The organism is Lelliottia sp. WB101 (assembly GCF_003051885.1).
Classification (GTDB): domain Bacteria; phylum Pseudomonadota; class Gammaproteobacteria; order Enterobacterales; family Enterobacteriaceae; genus Enterobacter; species Enterobacter nimipressuralis.
The window spans coordinates 4,262,633-4,277,547 of the sequence record NZ_CP028520.1 but is presented as its reverse complement, the minus strand read 5'-3'; the positions used below and the strand labels follow the sequence as shown (position 1 = coordinate 4,277,547).

The following is a 14,915-nucleotide window of genomic DNA, read 5'->3' as shown; positions in this document are numbered from 1 at the left end:
GTCAAAGTTCGTTACCTTACATCTCAACGAAAACACGGAGGAAGTACAGATGTCTTTGATTAACACTAAAATTAAACCTTTCAAAAACCAGGCGTTCAAAAACGGTGAATTCGTCGAAGTGACCGAGAAAGATACCGAAGGTCGCTGGAGCGTGTTCTTCTTCTATCCGGCAGATTTCACCTTCGTTTGCCCGACCGAACTGGGCGACGTAGCGGATCATTACGACGAACTGCAGAAACTGGGCGTGGACGTTTACTCTGTTTCTACCGACACCCACTTCACTCACAAAGCATGGCATGGCAGCTCTGAAACCATCGCGAAAATCAAATACGCGATGATTGGCGACCCGACTGGCGCCCTGACCCGTAACTTCGACAACATGCGTGAAGATGAAGGCCTGGCTGACCGCGCCACCTTCGTTGTTGACCCGCAGGGCATTATCCAGGCTATCGAAGTTACCGCTGAAGGTATCGGCCGTGATGCATCTGACCTGCTGCGTAAAATCAAAGCAGCACAGTACGTGGCGTCTCACCCAGGTGAAGTGTGCCCGGCTAAATGGAAAGAAGGCGAAGCGACGCTGGCGCCATCTCTGGACCTGGTCGGCAAGATCTAAATTTCCGTCGTCTTTCACGCCATAGCTGCGTTGGCGTCGCCTGCTTACCCCGGTCACTTACTTCAGTAAGTTCCCGGGGATTCACAGGCTAGCCGCCTTGCTCTGACGCGAAATACTTTGGAAATTGTTTCAGTTATGGGCGTGCCCACGCCCATTTCATTCCAGCACCATGATGCAAGTTGCATTCAGGCCGCCGTATAAGGCAGCTTGCATGATGACGTTTTAAGAGAGGGAAGAACAATGCTCGACACCAACATGAAAACCCAGCTCAAGGCCTACCTTGAGAAACTGACCAAACCTGTTGAGCTGATTGCCACGCTGGATGACGGCGCTAAATCGGCAGAAATCAAGGAACTGCTGGCGGAAATCGCCGAACTGTCACCAAAAGTGACCTTTAAAGAAGATAACAGCCTCGCGGTACGCAAGCCGTCATTCCTGATTACTAACCCAGGTTCTGACAAGGGGCCGCGCTTTGCCGGTTCTCCGCTGGGGCACGAATTTACCTCCCTGGTACTGGCGCTGCTGTGGACCGGTGGGCATCCGTCGAAAGAGGCACAGTCTCTGCTGGAGCAAATCAGCAACATCGACGGCGATTTTGAATTTGAAACCTATTACTCGCTCTCGTGCCATAACTGCCCGGACGTAGTCCAGGCGTTGAACCTGATGGCGGTGCTTAACCCACGCATCAAACATACGGCCATCGACGGCGGCGTGTTCCAGAACGAAATCACCGATCGCAACGTGATGGGTGTTCCGGCGGTATTCGTCAATGGTCAGGAGTTCGGCCAGGGGCGTATGACGCTGACGGAAATCGTCGCCAAAATTGATACCGGTGCCGAAAAACGTGCGGCGGAAGAGCTGAATAAACGCGATGTTTACGACGTGCTGATTGTCGGTTCCGGTCCGGCGGGTGCGGCGGCGGCGGTCTATTCTGCCCGTAAAGGCATTCGTACCGGCCTGATGGGTGAGCGTTTCGGTGGCCAGGTGCTCGACACCGTCGACATCGAAAACTACATCTCTGTCCCGAAAACCGAAGGTCAAAAGCTGGCGGGTGCCCTGAAAGCGCACGTTAGCGATTATGAAGTGGATGTGATTGATAGCCAAAGTGCCAGCAAACTGGTTCCGGCAGCGCAGGAAGGTGGCTTACACCAGATCGAAACGGCTTCCGGCGCGGTGCTGAAAGCGCGCAGCGTGATCATCGCCACCGGCGCGAAATGGCGCAACATGAACGTTCCTGGCGAAGATCAGTATCGCACCAAAGGCGTGACCTACTGCCCGCACTGCGACGGCCCGCTGTTTAAAGGTAAACGCGTGGCGGTGATTGGCGGCGGTAACTCCGGCGTTGAAGCGGCTATCGATCTGGCGGGTATTGTGGAACACGTTACCCTGCTGGAATTTGCCCCGGAAATGAAAGCCGATCAGGTACTGCAGGATAAAGTGCGCAGCCTGAAGAACGTCGATATCGTGCTGAACGCGCAGACGACGGAAGTGAAAGGCGATGGCAGCAAAGTGACCGGCCTTGAGTATCGCGACCGCGTCAGCGGCGATGTGCACAGCGTGCCGCTGTCAGGGATTTTCGTCCAGATTGGTCTGTTGCCAAACACCACCTGGCTGGAAGGCTCCGTTGAGCGTAACCGTATGGGCGAAATCATCATCGACGCCAAGTGTGAAACCAGCGTGAAGGGTGTCTTTGCGGCAGGCGACTGCACGACGGTGCCGTACAAACAGATTATCATCGCCACCGGCGAAGGGGCGAAAGCGTCATTAAGCTCGTTTGATTATCTGATTCGCACCAAAACAGCATAATAAAAGAAAGTAAGGCAGCACCTGCATCAGACAAAACCCCGCGCAAGCGGGGTTTTTCTTTTGGGCGTTAGCGAACGACCATCACCGGAATATGGGTGTGGCGAATCACGCTTGAGGCATTCGAGCCGAGCAGGTGGGTGCTGATGGACGGATTACGCGAGCCGATCACCACCACATCGGCTTTCAGTTCGTTCGCCATTTCATTGACCGCATCGCGAACGCTGCCGAAACGCACGTGGGTTTTAATCCGTGACGGGTCGAGGGTGAAATGGCCGACCATGGTTTGCAGCCGCGCTTCGGCTTCGTGCTGAAGATGCTCTTCAAAGCGGCGAACATCGGCTGCAAAGCGGTGCAGGCTCAGGCTGGCCGAACCGGGCAGGACGTGCAAGAGGTGAATCACGCCATCCTGCTGCGCCAGAAACTCAGCATGGCGGACGGCTTTGTCGCTCAGTTCCATTTCGAAAACATCAACCGGCATAATAATTGTCTGATACATACCCGTTTCTCCTTGTTTATAAACGCTCGATTCATTCAATCACAAAATAATATGGTTTTCTGATATCTGTCAGACACTTTTCATATCGTGGCGTTATTTGACGTTTCTTTGCGGAGTTGAGGCGGGGGTAAGGCTACCAGTGACGCTCAAGATATAGCACGGCCGTGACGATAATCGCCAGTAAAATTAAATAGATAAGAGAAATGACTTCTATCTCATCCATAGAAGACCCTGGGCCGTTGAAACGGATTAAGCCTGGATGAAGATAATTTTGGCTTCTATAGGAAATAAAGGTGATTTTACGGAAAGAGGATGCGGGTGCATCCTCTGGGAAACGCGGTTATGCGCTTATTCAGATGAGATTAACGAAGGTAATCGCCGGCCGCTTCTGGCTGGTAGAGCAGTTCCAGCACTTCCAGATGCGCGGAGGCGCCGCCCGGTAACTCCCAGTGAATGGTATCGCCGGTACGCAGGCCCAGCAGCGCGGCGCCGACGGGGGCGAGAACGGAAAGCTGCGTGCTGCTGTCGGTCATCTGCGCTGGATAGACCAGGGTGCGCGTGCGCTCATCGCCGGTGGTCAGATCGCGGAATTTCACCTGGCTGTTCATCGTCACGACGTCATGCGGCATGGTTTCCGGGGTACACATCTGTGCCCGGTCCAGCTCCGCATTCAGGGCGTCGGCAACCGGCAGTGAAGCAAACTCTGGTTTTTCCAGAAGGCGGTCGATACGTTCTGCGTCGAGTTCATTAATGATAATTGTGGGTCTGGACATTTATTACTCCATGTCGTTAATGCTGCGTGTACCGCAGAAACCAATCCAAAAGAAAACCCTCGCCGTCTGGCAGCGAGGGTTTTATCTGTTCTGATGATACTGGCTGTGCACGCAACTTTGAAGTGATCAATGTCACATTCGTTGCGCAGATGAATTTTATGATTGGAATGATTTCATCGCGGCTGCTGTACCGGGCCAAATCCCACGGCATAATGAGGTTCTGACTATTCACCGGAGAGCGTAATGTACTTTTATCAGCCTTCGCAGGGACATGGTTTACCGCACGATCCTCTGAACGCCATTATCGGCCCTCGGCCCATCGGCTGGATTGCCTCGCAGAATGCGTCGGGGCAAACCAATCTCGCACCCTACAGTTTCTTTAACTGTTTTAATTACCGTCCGCCCATTATTGGTTTTGCCAGCAGCGGCTGGAAGGACAGCGTGCGAAATATCGTCGAGACAAAAGAGTTTGTCTGGAACCTTGCCACACGTGAGCTCGCAGAGGCGATGAACGAAACCTCGGCCAGCCTTCCTCACGGAGAAGACGAATTTGCCTTTGCCGGGCTGACAAAAGCCGATAGCGCGCTGGTCAAAGTGCCGCGCGTGGCGGAAAGTCCGGTGAACTTTGAGTGCAGGCTGTCGCAATGTATCCAGTTGACTGGCGCAGATGGAACGGCCATCGATAGCTGGCTGGTACTGGGGGAAGTCGTCGGGATCCATATCGCCGAGTCGCTGCTGGAAGAGGGCATCTTCCAGACCGCAAAGGCCAACCCGATTCTGCGAGCGGGAGGCCCAACGGCTTACTATTCGATAAGCGAAGACCACCGCCTGGATCTGGTGCGCCCGGATGCGCGCAGGGGATAGTATGGCTGAGCGCCCCTTGCCCGCCGACCAGCAGTTTTTTGCCGACCTGTTGAGCGGTCTGGTACTCAATCCGCAGCAGCTGGGCCGCGTCTGGTTTGCGCATCGACCTGCCACGCTGCCTGCGGGCAGTGTGAGTATTGAGTGGCCACGGCTGGAGGTGGTGCTGCGTGGTGAATACGAGAACCGGCTTATCGCAGAGCAAAAGCTGATTGGGCAGGGGGATATGCTGTTTCTTCCCGCCCGTGCCGTGACGATGTCGACGTTTGAAAAGCCGGTCATGCTGCTGAGTATTGTCTTTGCCCCTTCCTGGCTTGGTCTGGCGTTTCACGACTCTCGTAGCGGGCAGACCGGGTATCCGCAGCGAAAAATAGAGTTGCCGCATCCGGAACGGGGCGAGCGCACGGCGATGCTGATGGCGCTGACTCATCTGAGCGCCTCGCCGCAGGACCAGGCCATTATTCAGCCCCTGACGCTGAGCGTATTGCACTGGTGCCGGAAGGTGGTTTCCACGAGGCCAGAGGCGGGTTTATCGCGCGGGGATTTTCTCTATCAGAGCATCTGCAACTGGGTACAGGAAAATTATGCCGGACCGGTAGCGCGTGAGAGCGTCGCCGCGCTGTTTACCATCACCCCTAATCATCTCTCCCGCCTGTTTTCGCAGCATGGAACCATGAGTTTTGTCGAGTATGTGCGCTGGGTGCGGATGGCAAAAGCGCGTACGATTTTACAGAAGTACCACCTGCCCGTGGGCGAAGTGGCGAAACGCTGCGGCTACCCTGACAGCGACTATTTTTGTCGACTGTTCCGGCGCCAGTTTGGCCTGACGCCGGGTGAGTACCGCGCACGTTTTCAGTAGTGGTCAGAAGCTGAGTTCAGCATTGAGCAAATCGAGGATCTGCTGCGGGGTATTTGCCGCAAACAAAGACTCGCGGAATGCTTTGTTCACCAGTTTTCGCGCCAGCTGAGAGAAGACTTTTACATGGTTTATCCCTTCCTGCGTGCCAAGCGTCAGCATAATCACCAGCTCCACCTCGCCCATATCTGACTCCCAGTCGATGGGCTTTTCCAGGCGTGCGATGCTAATGCTGGAGTGGCGTATCCACTGGGATTTGGTATGCGGAATGGCCACGCCGAAGCCCACGGCGGTGGTCACAATTTCTTCGCGCTGCCAGAGATCTTCTTCCAGCTCTAGCGGATTCTCCGTGCGCCCCTGAATAGCCAGATTGCCGCACAGAAACTGCAGAACCTGCTCCTTTGACGCGAGCGGTTCGTTCACCACGATATTCTCAAGCGCCAGCAGCGGGCGCGCAGGCTCTTGCGGTGTAAATTCGGCGAGCAGCGTCTCTATCTCCTCGGCGCTGCGGCATTCGCAGGCACTGTCGGCCAGCGCCTGGCAGGCACCGCTCTCAAGCTGGCGTAGCTGCGCTTTTACCGGCGGAATGCGCGGGCCGCTCATACTGAACTCATCAATCCCCAGCCCCAAAAGCAGTGGAAGATAGCGGCGTTCCCCGGCGAGTTCTCCGCAAATTCCCACCCATTTTCCGTGGCGGTGGGCGGTGGTAACAATCTGGCGCACCATGCGTAAAAATGAAGGCGTTATCGGATTATAGAGCGGCGACACGCGCGGGTTGTTGCGATCCACCGCGTAGAGATACTGGGTCATATCATTCGATCCGATGCTGAAAAAATCCACCTCATCGCAGAAGTGATCGATGATATAGCAGACCGAAGGTACCTCGACCATAATGCCCAGCGGCAGGTGGGAGGTATGGCGTAGCCCTTGTGCTTTCAGCGCTTCCTGCACGTTTCGCAACTCCTGTTTCACCCATAAAATCTGATCGAGGCTGTGCACCATGGGGATCATCAGCAGGGCGTTACCGCTCGCACCGGCCCGCAAAATGGCGCGCAGCTGCGTGCGAAAAAGATCGACAAACTCAGGGTAAATACGCACCGCGCGGTAGCCGAGAAACGGGTTCTCCTCTGGCGGAATATTGAGCCAGGGGATCTGCTTATCCCCGCCAATATCCATGGTGCGGAAGATGACCGGCTTGCCTTCGGCAGACAATAGCACCTGCTGGTAGGCTTCAAACTGCTCCTGCTCGTCCGGGGCGGCGTCGCGATCCATATACAGCATTTCTGTGCGAAACAGTCCTATGCCCTGCGCGCCATTGGCAAATGCGCCGGGTGCCTCCAGCGCGCTGCCGATATTGGCGGCGATCGCCACCGGGACATTATCCCGCGTCACAGCGGGAAGCCCGGCGTCTTTGATCTGCTGATGATGACGTTTGTCGGCAAGGCGCTGCGCCACGCTGTAGTACTGGCTTACGGCCTCGTCAGGGGCCACCACCAGCACGCTGCACACGCCGTCCAGAATCACCTGTTTGCCGATATCCGCAGCCAGCGATGCCACCGTGATCCCGCTCATCACCGGCACTGATGCCGCACGCGCCAGAATCAGGGTGTGCGAGGTGCGCCCGGTTTTCTCCAGGATCATCCCCTTAAGCTGGCGGGTGTCGAGGCTTAAAAACTGGCTGGGCGTGAGGTCTTCTGCCGCCAGAATGGTCGGCGTCTCGAGGGTAAAGGGGGTTGTTTGCTGAAGCTCAGGCCAGGTAATACTCAGCAGTTGTTCGCTGATGTCGCGGATATCGCTGACCCGCTCGCGAAGATAGTCACTGGCGGAAAGCGAGAGTTTGTCGCAGATCTGCTCCATATTGCGAATGATGGCATTCGCCAGGCTCAGGCGTTCTTCGACAATCAGACGACGGATATTCGCACCAAACTCGTCATCCTGAATAAGTGACAGATGGGCACTGATGATGGTTTTACTCTCGCCGTCAAGCCCACGCAGGCGCTGGTTGAGCTGTTCAGCGAGGGTCGCCAGGCTGTGCTCCAGACGCGTGATATCTTCCGGGCTTGCCGGACGCTGGCGATAGCGTTCGAGGTTATCGCTTTGCAAGCGGCGAAGGGTGCCCGAGCCAATGCCGCTGGCAAGCGTAATGGCCTCGCGTAAATGGGGATTGAGCCGCACCAGCGAGCGGGGAAGGGGATGCGCGATATGAGGTGCATCGCCCGACGGGATGCTGTCGCTATCGATAAACGCGACATTGAGATAATGCTCCAGCACACGTCTGGCCTGCTCTTCGTCGCTACCGTTGATTTCAAGCACACAGCTGTCGTTAAAGAGCGTACCGGTACTGATAAGCGCAAGCGAGCTTTTGGCATCCGCGTGGGTGTTCAGGCGCTTGTTGATAAAGCGGATGTCGCTGCGCCATGCGCTGCACTGCTCTTTCAGCGCCCAGGCCGGGCGAGCGTGCAGGCCGTTTGGCAACGGACAACAAAATTCAATCGATAACATGTTTACCTCCGTTCAACGTGAGATCAGCATCTGAAGTCCGTCAGATGATCCACGGTCTCACGATTCAGACGAGCCAGCAGGGCAACCAGCAGCTGGTGGGTATGGTCAATATCCTGGATGTCAGCAATGGATGCGGCACAATGACCGTGCCGGGTCGGCGGCCCGAGCACCACCGCCGGGACGCCGGTTCCGCAAAGATGGATTGCGCCTGCGTCGGTGCCGCCGTTGCTGAACATATCTTTTTGCAGCGCAATGCCCTGAGCCAGAGCCACCTCCTCAACGAAAGCGGTGAGCTTCGGCGGGGCAATGTGTGATTTGTCATACAGCACCAGCATGGGGCCGGCCCCCGTCTGACGGTGATTTGCTGAGCTGTAGTCGAAGTTTTTGGACCAGCAGGCGGTGTCCAGCACCAGGGCGAGGTCAGGATTCACGACCCTGCTTGCCGTCTGTCCGCCGCGCAGCCCGACCTCCTCGCTTGAGCTGGCAACCAGCCACACTTCACAGTCCAGCGGTATAGCGTGCAGCTCACGCAAAAGGGTAATCAGCAGATAGCAGCCGAGACGGTCGTCAAACGCTTTGCCCATCACCCGGCCGTGAGGAAGGGGCTGAAAAAGGGTGTCGAAAGTCACTCGATCGCCCGCATCAATGCCTGCCGCCAGCACCTCGTCGGCGCAGGCCGCCCCGATATCAACGCGCAAATTCTCTACCGTCTCGCCTTTCGTCTCGCCGTCCAGTAATCCGGGGATTTTCCGCCCGTCGCGCGTAGTGATTCTTACAGGCTGCAGAGTGCGGGCCATCATGCGGACATTGCCGACAGGCAACACCTCGATAGCCCCGTCTTTTGTCACGGAGCGCACAATAAAACCCACTTCATCCATATGGGCGCACACCATTACCTTCGGCCCGTCGCTGCGGTTGACGCGAATGAGCACCGAGCCTAGCCCGTCAAACCGGACCTCTTTCGCGTAACGTTGCGCTTCAGTCAGCAGGATATCGCGCACCTCTTGTTCAGAGGCGGCGATGGCATCTGCCTCACTCAGTTTGCGCAGAAGTTCTGTGTCCATTAACGTTCCCCTGTTGTCAGTAGCGTTTTGTCCATGGTGTAGAGAACCTCAGCGCCAGTGGGCGTCACCAGTACCACATCCTCAATACGCACCCCGCCCAGCCCGTCAAGGTAGATCCCCGGCTCAACGGTCAGCAGCATACCGGGCTGAAGCAGGGTGGTGTCGGTGGGAGAGAATCTCGGATTCTCATGCACATCGATACCAACCGCGTGCCCTGTGTTATGACCAAACTGCGGGCCGTACCCTGCGCGTTCGATAATTGTTCTGGCAGCAGTATCAACCTGGTGACAGGCGACGCCGGGGCGAATGGTGGCGATGGCGGCGAGCTGTGCCTCAAGCACCGTCTGATACACGCAATAGAGAGGATGGTCCTCAGGCTTCTGGCCGTGTCCGGCGACAAGGAATGTCCTCGTCATGTCCGAACAATATCCCTGGTGTTGGGCGCCAAAATCGAGAGTGACCATCTCTCCTGCGTTTATCACTTTGTCGGAGGCCTTACCATGCGGCAGCGCGCCGCGCGTTCCGCTGGCGACGATGGTATCGAAGGAGGGTTTATCTGCCCCCTGTTGCTTCATAAACCATTCCAGTTCCGCTGCCACCTCGCGCTCGCGCATACCGGACTGAATCACGCGACGAATATGCTGCGCCGCGCTATCAGCAATCCGGCAGGCCGCGCGAATCGAGGCGATCTCCTCAGCGGTTTTGATTTGCCGTAAGACGTCGAGGGAGATACTGCAAAGCTTCGCTTCCAGCGTATTGCGCCAGTGGGTTCCGGTCTGCCAGCTGACCTGTTCGCCTTCAAAACCCAGTGTGGCGATCCCTTCGCGGGCAATCAGCCGGTTCACTACCCTGGTGAGCGGGTTTTCTGCATCCAGCAGGTGCAGGTGATAGCCGCTCACACGGGAGGCGATGTCGCTGTAATAGCGAAAATCCGTCAGGATATGCGCGCTTTTATCTGTTATCAGAACAAAACCGGAACCGGTTGAAATACCCAGATGCGGCTGCTTGTTCTGGCGCGAGGAGATCAGCACGCCGTCCAGATTTTCAGCTGCAAGCCAGGCGCGCAGCCGTGTCAGTAATTCCATCTCATGACCTCGTTACAGCGTATCGACGGACAGTTTTCCGCGCTTATGCATATTGTTACGTATCAGCACCACCAGCAGGGCGGTAATCGTCGCGCCAACCAGAATGCTGAGCATGTAGGCTCCCAGGTTGGTAACCAGCGGCCATGCCCAGATAGCGGATTCCGGGAACCACTGCACGGCACCGAGCGCCGTTGCCGTCATCGCTCCGGCAATGGCGCCCACCATATAGGCCGGTAGGGTGGCGAGCGGGTTTTCCAGCAGGAAGGGAATTGCCCCTTCGCTGATACCCATGAACGCCAGAAACATTGCCGTTTTTCCCTGCGGGTAAAGCTGCGGGCTAAACAGACGTTTGCCGGTCAGTCGATGGTCGATTAACGTCGCCAGCCCCAGACCAATCGGCGGGATAACAATCGCGACGGCGCGGGAGGTGATCGGTAATACGTGATCGGTGGTTAGCCCAAGCCCGACAAATCCCGCCGCTTTGTTGATCGGCCCACCGAGATCAATGGCGGTCGCCGCCGCCATGCCGATGGCGTACATCATCGAGCCAGACTCGCCTGCAGCCAGCAACAGCGTGCGCATGCCTGCGTTCAGCCAGCCGCCAACAGGCGTAATGACGTAATACATCGCCAGCATCACAAACAGCGCGGAGAGAATTGGAATCAGAAAGGTGCTTTTAAACGCCAGCAGATACTGAGGAAGGTTAATTTTGTTGTTCAGCCATTTGACCAGATAGCCCGCCGCAATAGCGATAATCAACGCGCCAATAAAGGTAGATGGCACAGGTTTGGTGGCAAGCCAGGTGAGTTTTTCCGGGTCGAAATTTAGCACCAGCGTCGGCTGGGTGGAGACCAGCCCGCCGATAAAACCGGCCGGGAAGGCCAGCTTGCCGCCGATAGAGTTGGCGACAAAGGCAGAAAACATCGGGATCGCGAAGCTAAACAGCAGCCCGCCGAAGGATTCCGTCAGGTAACCAAACTTCAGCACCGACAGATTAAAACCCGTGAAGTGGCCGGAGTTCAGCGCATCCAGAATGCCGGTGTCTGGCGGGATCTCCAGCCAGACATAGGCGATGAGCTGCGAAATGGCGAGGATCACCCCGCCCATGATCAGCGTAGGTACCATGCGGGAAATTCCCGACATAATGTGCTGTGGAAGTTCTTTCCAGAAGGTATTGCCCGTTGCGGCGGGCGCGGGGGTGAGTGCGAGGGTATCGCCTTCGTGACCGTCCGACCGAACCGCACTGCGTTTTTTAATTGCCATAACCAGGACCCCTGAGGTGGAGGATTATTGTTGTTCTGCAGCAATCATTTCTTCGATTTCTTTCAGGGTTCCCGCCGCGTTTTTAATGGCGTCCTGAAGGGTAATTTCGTACACGTCCCGCGTTTCAAAGCGTTCGTTGTCTTCCGGGGTGATCGCGATGGCGTGAATAATAATGTCCGCCCCGGCGATATCCTGTGGCGTTAAGCGGTTCTGGATGCCATCCGCCCCCTGGGTTTCAATTTTGACTTCGTAGCCTGCTTCTACCGCGGCCTCTTCCAGCGCCTGAGCCGCCATAAAGGTATGTGCCAGACCCATCGGGCAGGCGCACAACGCAATCAGTTTTTTAGCCATGTGAACATTCTCCTGTAGATGACACCGCGATTATGGCGGGGAGGTTTCAGGGTTGTTTACCGGATAAATGATGCATTAGCTGGAGAGATGAGGCGTGAGATCAGAAGTGTGACGCTTATCGTCATATAAGGGAAAAGGATGAAACGCCGGGTGCGGGTGCCCCCGGCAGAAGATCAGTAGCCGACTTTATCAATGACAAACTGTTTGCCGCAGTTGCCAGGGTGCGGCTGGGGCGCAAACGACGCCGATGAGAGCGGCGCGTTGATGGTCGCGGCTTTGAGCGAAAGCTGCAGTTCGGTGAGATACGCCGGGTTATTGTTGCAGGTCAGCTTGACGGCTTTAACGGATTCTTTGCCCCAACTTTTGGCGACGGCCTCGTCAAAATCGCGGCGAGAAACCGTTTTGCCGTAATGATCAGCAAGGAATTTCCCCAGCGCGCTGCTTTTCACTTCCTGATTCATGCGCACCATAGTGCCAAAATAGGCGTCAGGATCGAACCCAAAGCAGACGCCGTGCTTGGCGTATTCATAGCGTTCCAGACAGGACTCTCCGCCCGCGCCCGGCATTACGCCGTTAAGTTTTGCGGCGGCTTCGAAGGAAAGCCCGGTTTCGGCAGCGGCGCATTTACGGCTGGCTCTGGCTTCTGGCATGTTGGGGACGGGGCGAGTGGCGCAGCCAAATCGCATCCAGCGGCGATCGTCCACCCCGCGCGAGGCGATAGATTTGGGCAGGCTCGGCCACAGGCCGTGAACCGTCAGAAAATCCGTTTTGGTTGTGCTCTCTTTTTGCAGGCGGCACTCGTCAGGCTCATTGCGGTTGCGGTCGTGCATGCTCTGGCAAAAACCGGTCTGCCAGGAGAGGGCAAGGACGTAGCGATCAAAATCGGCATATTGTGTGGCCTGAAGCGGCGCGGCATGTGCTGAGAAGGCGCACAGGGCAAGGGCGGTTGCACTGAACCGGATAACGATATCCTTCCTGAACATTTGAATTCCTGATGATTAAAGGGAAATTAATTCCAGGAACTTATTAAAGCACAAAAAGCGCCCGCAGGCGCTTTTTGTGCCCGACGACGCGGGCTGAGGGTAAGGCAGGGCTGGCTAGCGCAGTGTCACCAGGCCCATTCTTTTATCCCGCGACCGTACCCGGCACCAGGATTTCTGTTGCGATAATTACAATGACCAGGCCGACCAGTACCGGAACAGAGGTGCGTTTCACCACTTCGAACGGGGAGATTTTGGCCATACCGGCGACCGCAACCACCACGCCGGAAACCGGGGAGATAGTACGGCCCAGGTTGGAAGCCTGCAGCATTGGAATCGAAAGGTAGGCCGGGTTGATGCCGGACGAGTGAGCCAGTTTTGGAATCATCTCGACGAACGCATAGAACGGGGCGTTACCGGAGCCGGTCGTCATGGCGGCCAGCATCGTCAGGACAACCAGCACCAGCATCAGAATAATGCTGGCAGAGCCGAAGGAGGTGGCGATCGAGATCAGGCTCTGGATAAAGCCGATGGTGCTCAGGCCCTGGGCGAAAACGCCCGCCGCGACCAGCAGCATCACCACACCCGCAAAGGCGTCAGCCATCCCGCGATACGCCACTTCCAGGCCGGAGAACACTTTCTGAGTGTTAAAGCCGCGTACGAATTCCAGCACCGCCGCCAGCAGCATGCAGATCACCAGAATGGTAATAATGTGCAGCTGTGGGCCCCATTTACCATCGAAAATCAGTACGCCAATGATCGGCGTAAACGGCAGAATGGCGTAGAACGATGGCGCCGTGGTGGTGATTTCACTCACGTCCAGCATCTCGTGGCTGATGTTTTCTTTTTTATCGAGATACTTCTGCCAGAAATAGTGCGCAACCGCCATACCGATAATGGCGGCGATAGAGATCGGCAGGGTGGTTTTAAAGGCGAAATCAATCAGCGGCATTTCGGCGGCTTTTGCAGCCAATACCACGTCACCGGACGTTGGGGAGAGAATAATCGCGGCAGGGGAGGCGCAAATCGCCGCCGCGGCACCGCGGCTGATACCCACGTTCACCATCACCGGGAACAGCGTCGCCATCAGCAGAACGCCGAGACCGGTAGCGGAGGAGACCGCCAACGACATCAGGCACGCCACGAAATAGGCGGCAATCATCAGAATGTAGGGGGAGTTAATATATTGCAGCGGCTTTGAGGCCAGTTTGACAACCATATCATTGGCGCCGATATGGGTCATATACGCGGCGAAACCACACAGCATCATAATCATCATGCCGAGATCGCCACCGCGGCTCATCAGCAGAATTTTAATATATTCCACAATATCGGTGGCAGTATAACCGGTGCTGGTTTCGCTGGCCGGTAACACCTGGTGGCCCATTAGCGCACTAATAATAAGCAGCGTTAAACCGCCGACGAATAATACCCCGGTGGCGGAATAGCCTTTAATGATGTAGCGCGCAACGCCGACAATGACGACCACTCCGATGAGGAGTTCGATAACGGTAAGCATGGTTTCCCCTGTACGTGCGCTCCCCAGAGAGCACGGAAAATCAAAAAAATGAAGTGTTGAAATGTGCCGAATAAATGGGCAGTTCTTGCTGACTAAAATCAATAAAATGACTACTAAAACGGCCATCAACGATATTTTGCCACCACTACGTCATTTGTGTCACCACACTATTGACCGCAGCTATGATTATTATATGTCATTAAAATGATAATTAATTGTTGTGATATTTCGAAGGTTTTATCCGTGAAAGGATTAAGAACGTAAAACTATTTAAAATAGCTTTAATTTCAACACGCGCTGTTCTTATACTCGGCTTCCTTTTGCCACCCGACGACGCGAATATGCATGCCAGCTGGAGTTACCGCCTGCGCTTTCTGAAAAAACATCTGCTGATGTTTTTGTTCGCGTTCGGCTGGCTGCTGATTCAGAGCCAGGTCGCGGTTGCGTCCCATGATTGCTCCCTGAGCCCGCGCGGCGAAAGCGCCATGATCCAGCATATGGACATGATGACCACGCCGCTTCATCACGAGCTCAGCAACATTTCGCCTCTGTGTGAAAAACACTGCGTTCCGGATCAGGCGCAAAAAGATCCCGGGCAGGCGCAGGTGGTCGCGCTTCCTGCGACCATGACCATCACCTTAAATACCCCTTCATGCAGCGACGTTTCGCCGTCCGCATGGTCACTCACCCCTCCCGCAGCGGGGCCGCCGGCAACGATCCGTTTTTGCCGGTTCCGGGAATAGCTC

The 14,915-nt window shown here is 56.0% G+C and carries 15 protein-coding genes; 5 read left to right on the top strand and 10 right to left on the bottom strand.

Annotation, left to right across the window (positions count from 1 at the left end; all coding sequences use genetic code 11):
- Positions 1–49 precede the first annotated feature (49 nt).
- Both ahpC and ahpF read left to right on the top strand, forming a co-directional pair.
- Positions 50–613 (top strand): alkyl hydroperoxide reductase subunit C, encoded by a 564-nt coding sequence (ahpC, locus tag DAI21_RS20765; RefSeq protein ID WP_100777247.1) that lies wholly within the window; start codon positions 50–52, stop codon positions 611–613.
- Between the two features lie 240 nt (positions 614–853).
- Entirely contained in the window at positions 854–2,419 is a 1,566-nt protein-coding gene (ahpF, locus tag DAI21_RS20760) for an alkyl hydroperoxide reductase subunit F (protein ID WP_100777246.1), read from the top strand.
- A 67-nt stretch (positions 2,420–2,486) separates the two neighbouring features.
- On the opposite strand, the gene uspG is transcribed toward ahpF, so the two are convergent.
- From uspG to rnk, 3 genes are all read right to left on the bottom strand, one after another.
- Positions 2,487–2,915: a universal stress protein UspG gene (gene uspG / locus DAI21_RS20755; protein ID WP_100777245.1), complete on the bottom strand. Its 429-nt coding sequence runs from the start codon at positions 2,913–2,915 to the stop codon at positions 2,487–2,489.
- 133 nt (positions 2,916–3,048) lie between these two features.
- Complete coding sequence (yldA, locus tag DAI21_RS23440; RefSeq protein ID WP_276528585.1) at positions 3,049–3,138, bottom strand: small membrane protein YldA; 90 nt, start codon at positions 3,136–3,138, stop codon at positions 3,049–3,051.
- Between the two features lie 139 nt (positions 3,139–3,277).
- Positions 3,278–3,688: a nucleoside diphosphate kinase regulator gene (rnk, locus tag DAI21_RS20745; protein WP_100777244.1), complete on the bottom strand. Its 411-nt coding sequence runs from the start codon at positions 3,686–3,688 to the stop codon at positions 3,278–3,280.
- A 243-nt stretch (positions 3,689–3,931) separates the two neighbouring features.
- Here rnk and DAI21_RS20740 point away from each other — a divergent pair, with 243 nt between their 5' ends.
- Both DAI21_RS20740 and DAI21_RS20735 read left to right on the top strand, forming a co-directional pair.
- A complete protein-coding gene (locus DAI21_RS20740) occupies positions 3,932–4,552 on the top strand; it encodes a flavin reductase family protein (RefSeq protein WP_107704061.1) in 621 nt (206 codons plus the stop codon).
- A gap of 1 nt (position 4,553) precedes the next feature.
- The gene (locus DAI21_RS20735; protein WP_107704060.1) at positions 4,554–5,408 is read left to right on the top strand and encodes a helix-turn-helix transcriptional regulator; all 855 of its coding nucleotides are present in this window, start codon (positions 4,554–4,556) and stop codon (positions 5,406–5,408) included.
- A gap of 3 nt (positions 5,409–5,411) precedes the next feature.
- On the opposite strand, the gene ptsP is transcribed toward DAI21_RS20735, so the two are convergent.
- From ptsP to dcuC, 7 genes are all read right to left on the bottom strand, one after another.
- Positions 5,412–7,907 carry a phosphoenolpyruvate--protein phosphotransferase gene (gene ptsP, locus DAI21_RS20730; protein ID WP_107704059.1) on the bottom strand — a complete coding sequence of 832 codons (2,496 nt, stop codon included), beginning with the start codon at positions 7,905–7,907 and terminating at the stop codon, positions 5,412–5,414.
- A gap of 23 nt (positions 7,908–7,930) precedes the next feature.
- Positions 7,931–8,971 carry an aminopeptidase gene (gene ypdE / locus DAI21_RS20725; protein ID WP_107704058.1) on the bottom strand — a complete coding sequence of 347 codons (1,041 nt, stop codon included), beginning with the start codon at positions 8,969–8,971 and terminating at the stop codon, positions 7,931–7,933.
- The gene (gene ypdF, locus DAI21_RS20720) at positions 8,971–10,056 is read right to left on the bottom strand and encodes an aminopeptidase (RefSeq protein WP_107704057.1); all 1,086 of its coding nucleotides are present in this window, start codon (positions 10,054–10,056) and stop codon (positions 8,971–8,973) included. The genes ypdE and ypdF overlap by 1 nt, the downstream gene beginning before the upstream one ends.
- 12 nt (positions 10,057–10,068) lie before the next feature.
- Positions 10,069–11,319, bottom strand: a complete 1,251-nt coding sequence (locus tag DAI21_RS20715; RefSeq protein WP_107704056.1) for a PTS fructose transporter subunit IIC — start codon at positions 11,317–11,319, stop codon at positions 10,069–10,071.
- A 24-nt stretch (positions 11,320–11,343) separates the two neighbouring features.
- Positions 11,344–11,670, bottom strand: a complete 327-nt coding sequence (locus DAI21_RS20710) for a PTS fructose transporter subunit IIB (protein WP_102104187.1) — start codon at positions 11,668–11,670, stop codon at positions 11,344–11,346.
- Positions 11,671–11,843: 173 nt separating this feature from the next.
- Complete coding sequence (rna, locus tag DAI21_RS20705; protein ID WP_107704055.1) at positions 11,844–12,653, bottom strand: ribonuclease I; 810 nt, start codon at positions 12,651–12,653, stop codon at positions 11,844–11,846.
- A gap of 142 nt (positions 12,654–12,795) precedes the next feature.
- Entirely contained in the window at positions 12,796–14,169 is a 1,374-nt protein-coding gene (gene dcuC, locus DAI21_RS20700; RefSeq protein WP_102104185.1) for an anaerobic C4-dicarboxylate transporter DcuC, read from the bottom strand.
- Between the two features lie 341 nt (positions 14,170–14,510).
- Between dcuC and DAI21_RS20695 the strand changes: the two genes are divergently transcribed.
- Positions 14,511–14,912, top strand: a complete 402-nt coding sequence (locus DAI21_RS20695; protein WP_107704054.1) for a hypothetical protein — start codon at positions 14,511–14,513, stop codon at positions 14,910–14,912.
- Positions 14,913–14,915 lie beyond the last annotated feature (3 nt).

Excerpts from the sequence above, each read along its gene's own strand:
- DAI21_RS20710 (WP_102104187.1), bottom strand. The coding sequence starts at position 11,670 with ATGGCTAAAAAACTGATTGCGTTGTGCGCCTGCCCGATGGGTCTGGCA.
- DAI21_RS20695 (WP_107704054.1), top strand. The coding sequence starts at position 14,511 with ATGCATGCCAGCTGGAGTTACCGCCTGCGCTTTCTGAAAAAACATCTG.
- DAI21_RS20735 (WP_107704060.1), top strand. The coding sequence starts at position 4,554 with ATGGCTGAGCGCCCCTTGCCCGCCGACCAGCAGTTTTTTGCCGACCTG.
- dcuC (WP_102104185.1), bottom strand. The coding sequence starts at position 14,169 with ATGCTTACCGTTATCGAACTCCTCATCGGAGTGGTCGTCATTGTCGGC.
- ypdE (WP_107704058.1), bottom strand. The coding sequence starts at position 8,971 with ATGGACACAGAACTTCTGCGCAAACTGAGTGAGGCAGATGCCATCGCC.
- rna (WP_107704055.1), bottom strand. The coding sequence starts at position 12,653 with ATGTTCAGGAAGGATATCGTTATCCGGTTCAGTGCAACCGCCCTTGCC.
- ahpC (WP_100777247.1), top strand. The coding sequence starts at position 50 with ATGTCTTTGATTAACACTAAAATTAAACCTTTCAAAAACCAGGCGTTC.
- DAI21_RS20740 (WP_107704061.1), top strand. The coding sequence starts at position 3,932 with ATGTACTTTTATCAGCCTTCGCAGGGACATGGTTTACCGCACGATCCT.
- DAI21_RS20715 (WP_107704056.1), bottom strand. The coding sequence starts at position 11,319 with ATGGCAATTAAAAAACGCAGTGCGGTTCGGTCGGACGGTCACGAAGGC.
- ptsP (WP_107704059.1), bottom strand. The coding sequence starts at position 7,907 with ATGTTATCGATTGAATTTTGTTGTCCGTTGCCAAACGGCCTGCACGCT.
- yldA (WP_276528585.1), bottom strand. The coding sequence starts at position 3,138 with ATGGATGAGATAGAAGTCATTTCTCTTATCTATTTAATTTTACTGGCG.
- ahpF (WP_100777246.1), top strand. The coding sequence starts at position 854 with ATGCTCGACACCAACATGAAAACCCAGCTCAAGGCCTACCTTGAGAAA.
- rnk (WP_100777244.1), bottom strand. The coding sequence starts at position 3,688 with ATGTCCAGACCCACAATTATCATTAATGAACTCGACGCAGAACGTATC.
- uspG (WP_100777245.1), bottom strand. The coding sequence starts at position 2,915 with ATGTATCAGACAATTATTATGCCGGTTGATGTTTTCGAAATGGAACTG.
- ypdF (WP_107704057.1), bottom strand. The coding sequence starts at position 10,056 with ATGGAATTACTGACACGGCTGCGCGCCTGGCTTGCAGCTGAAAATCTG.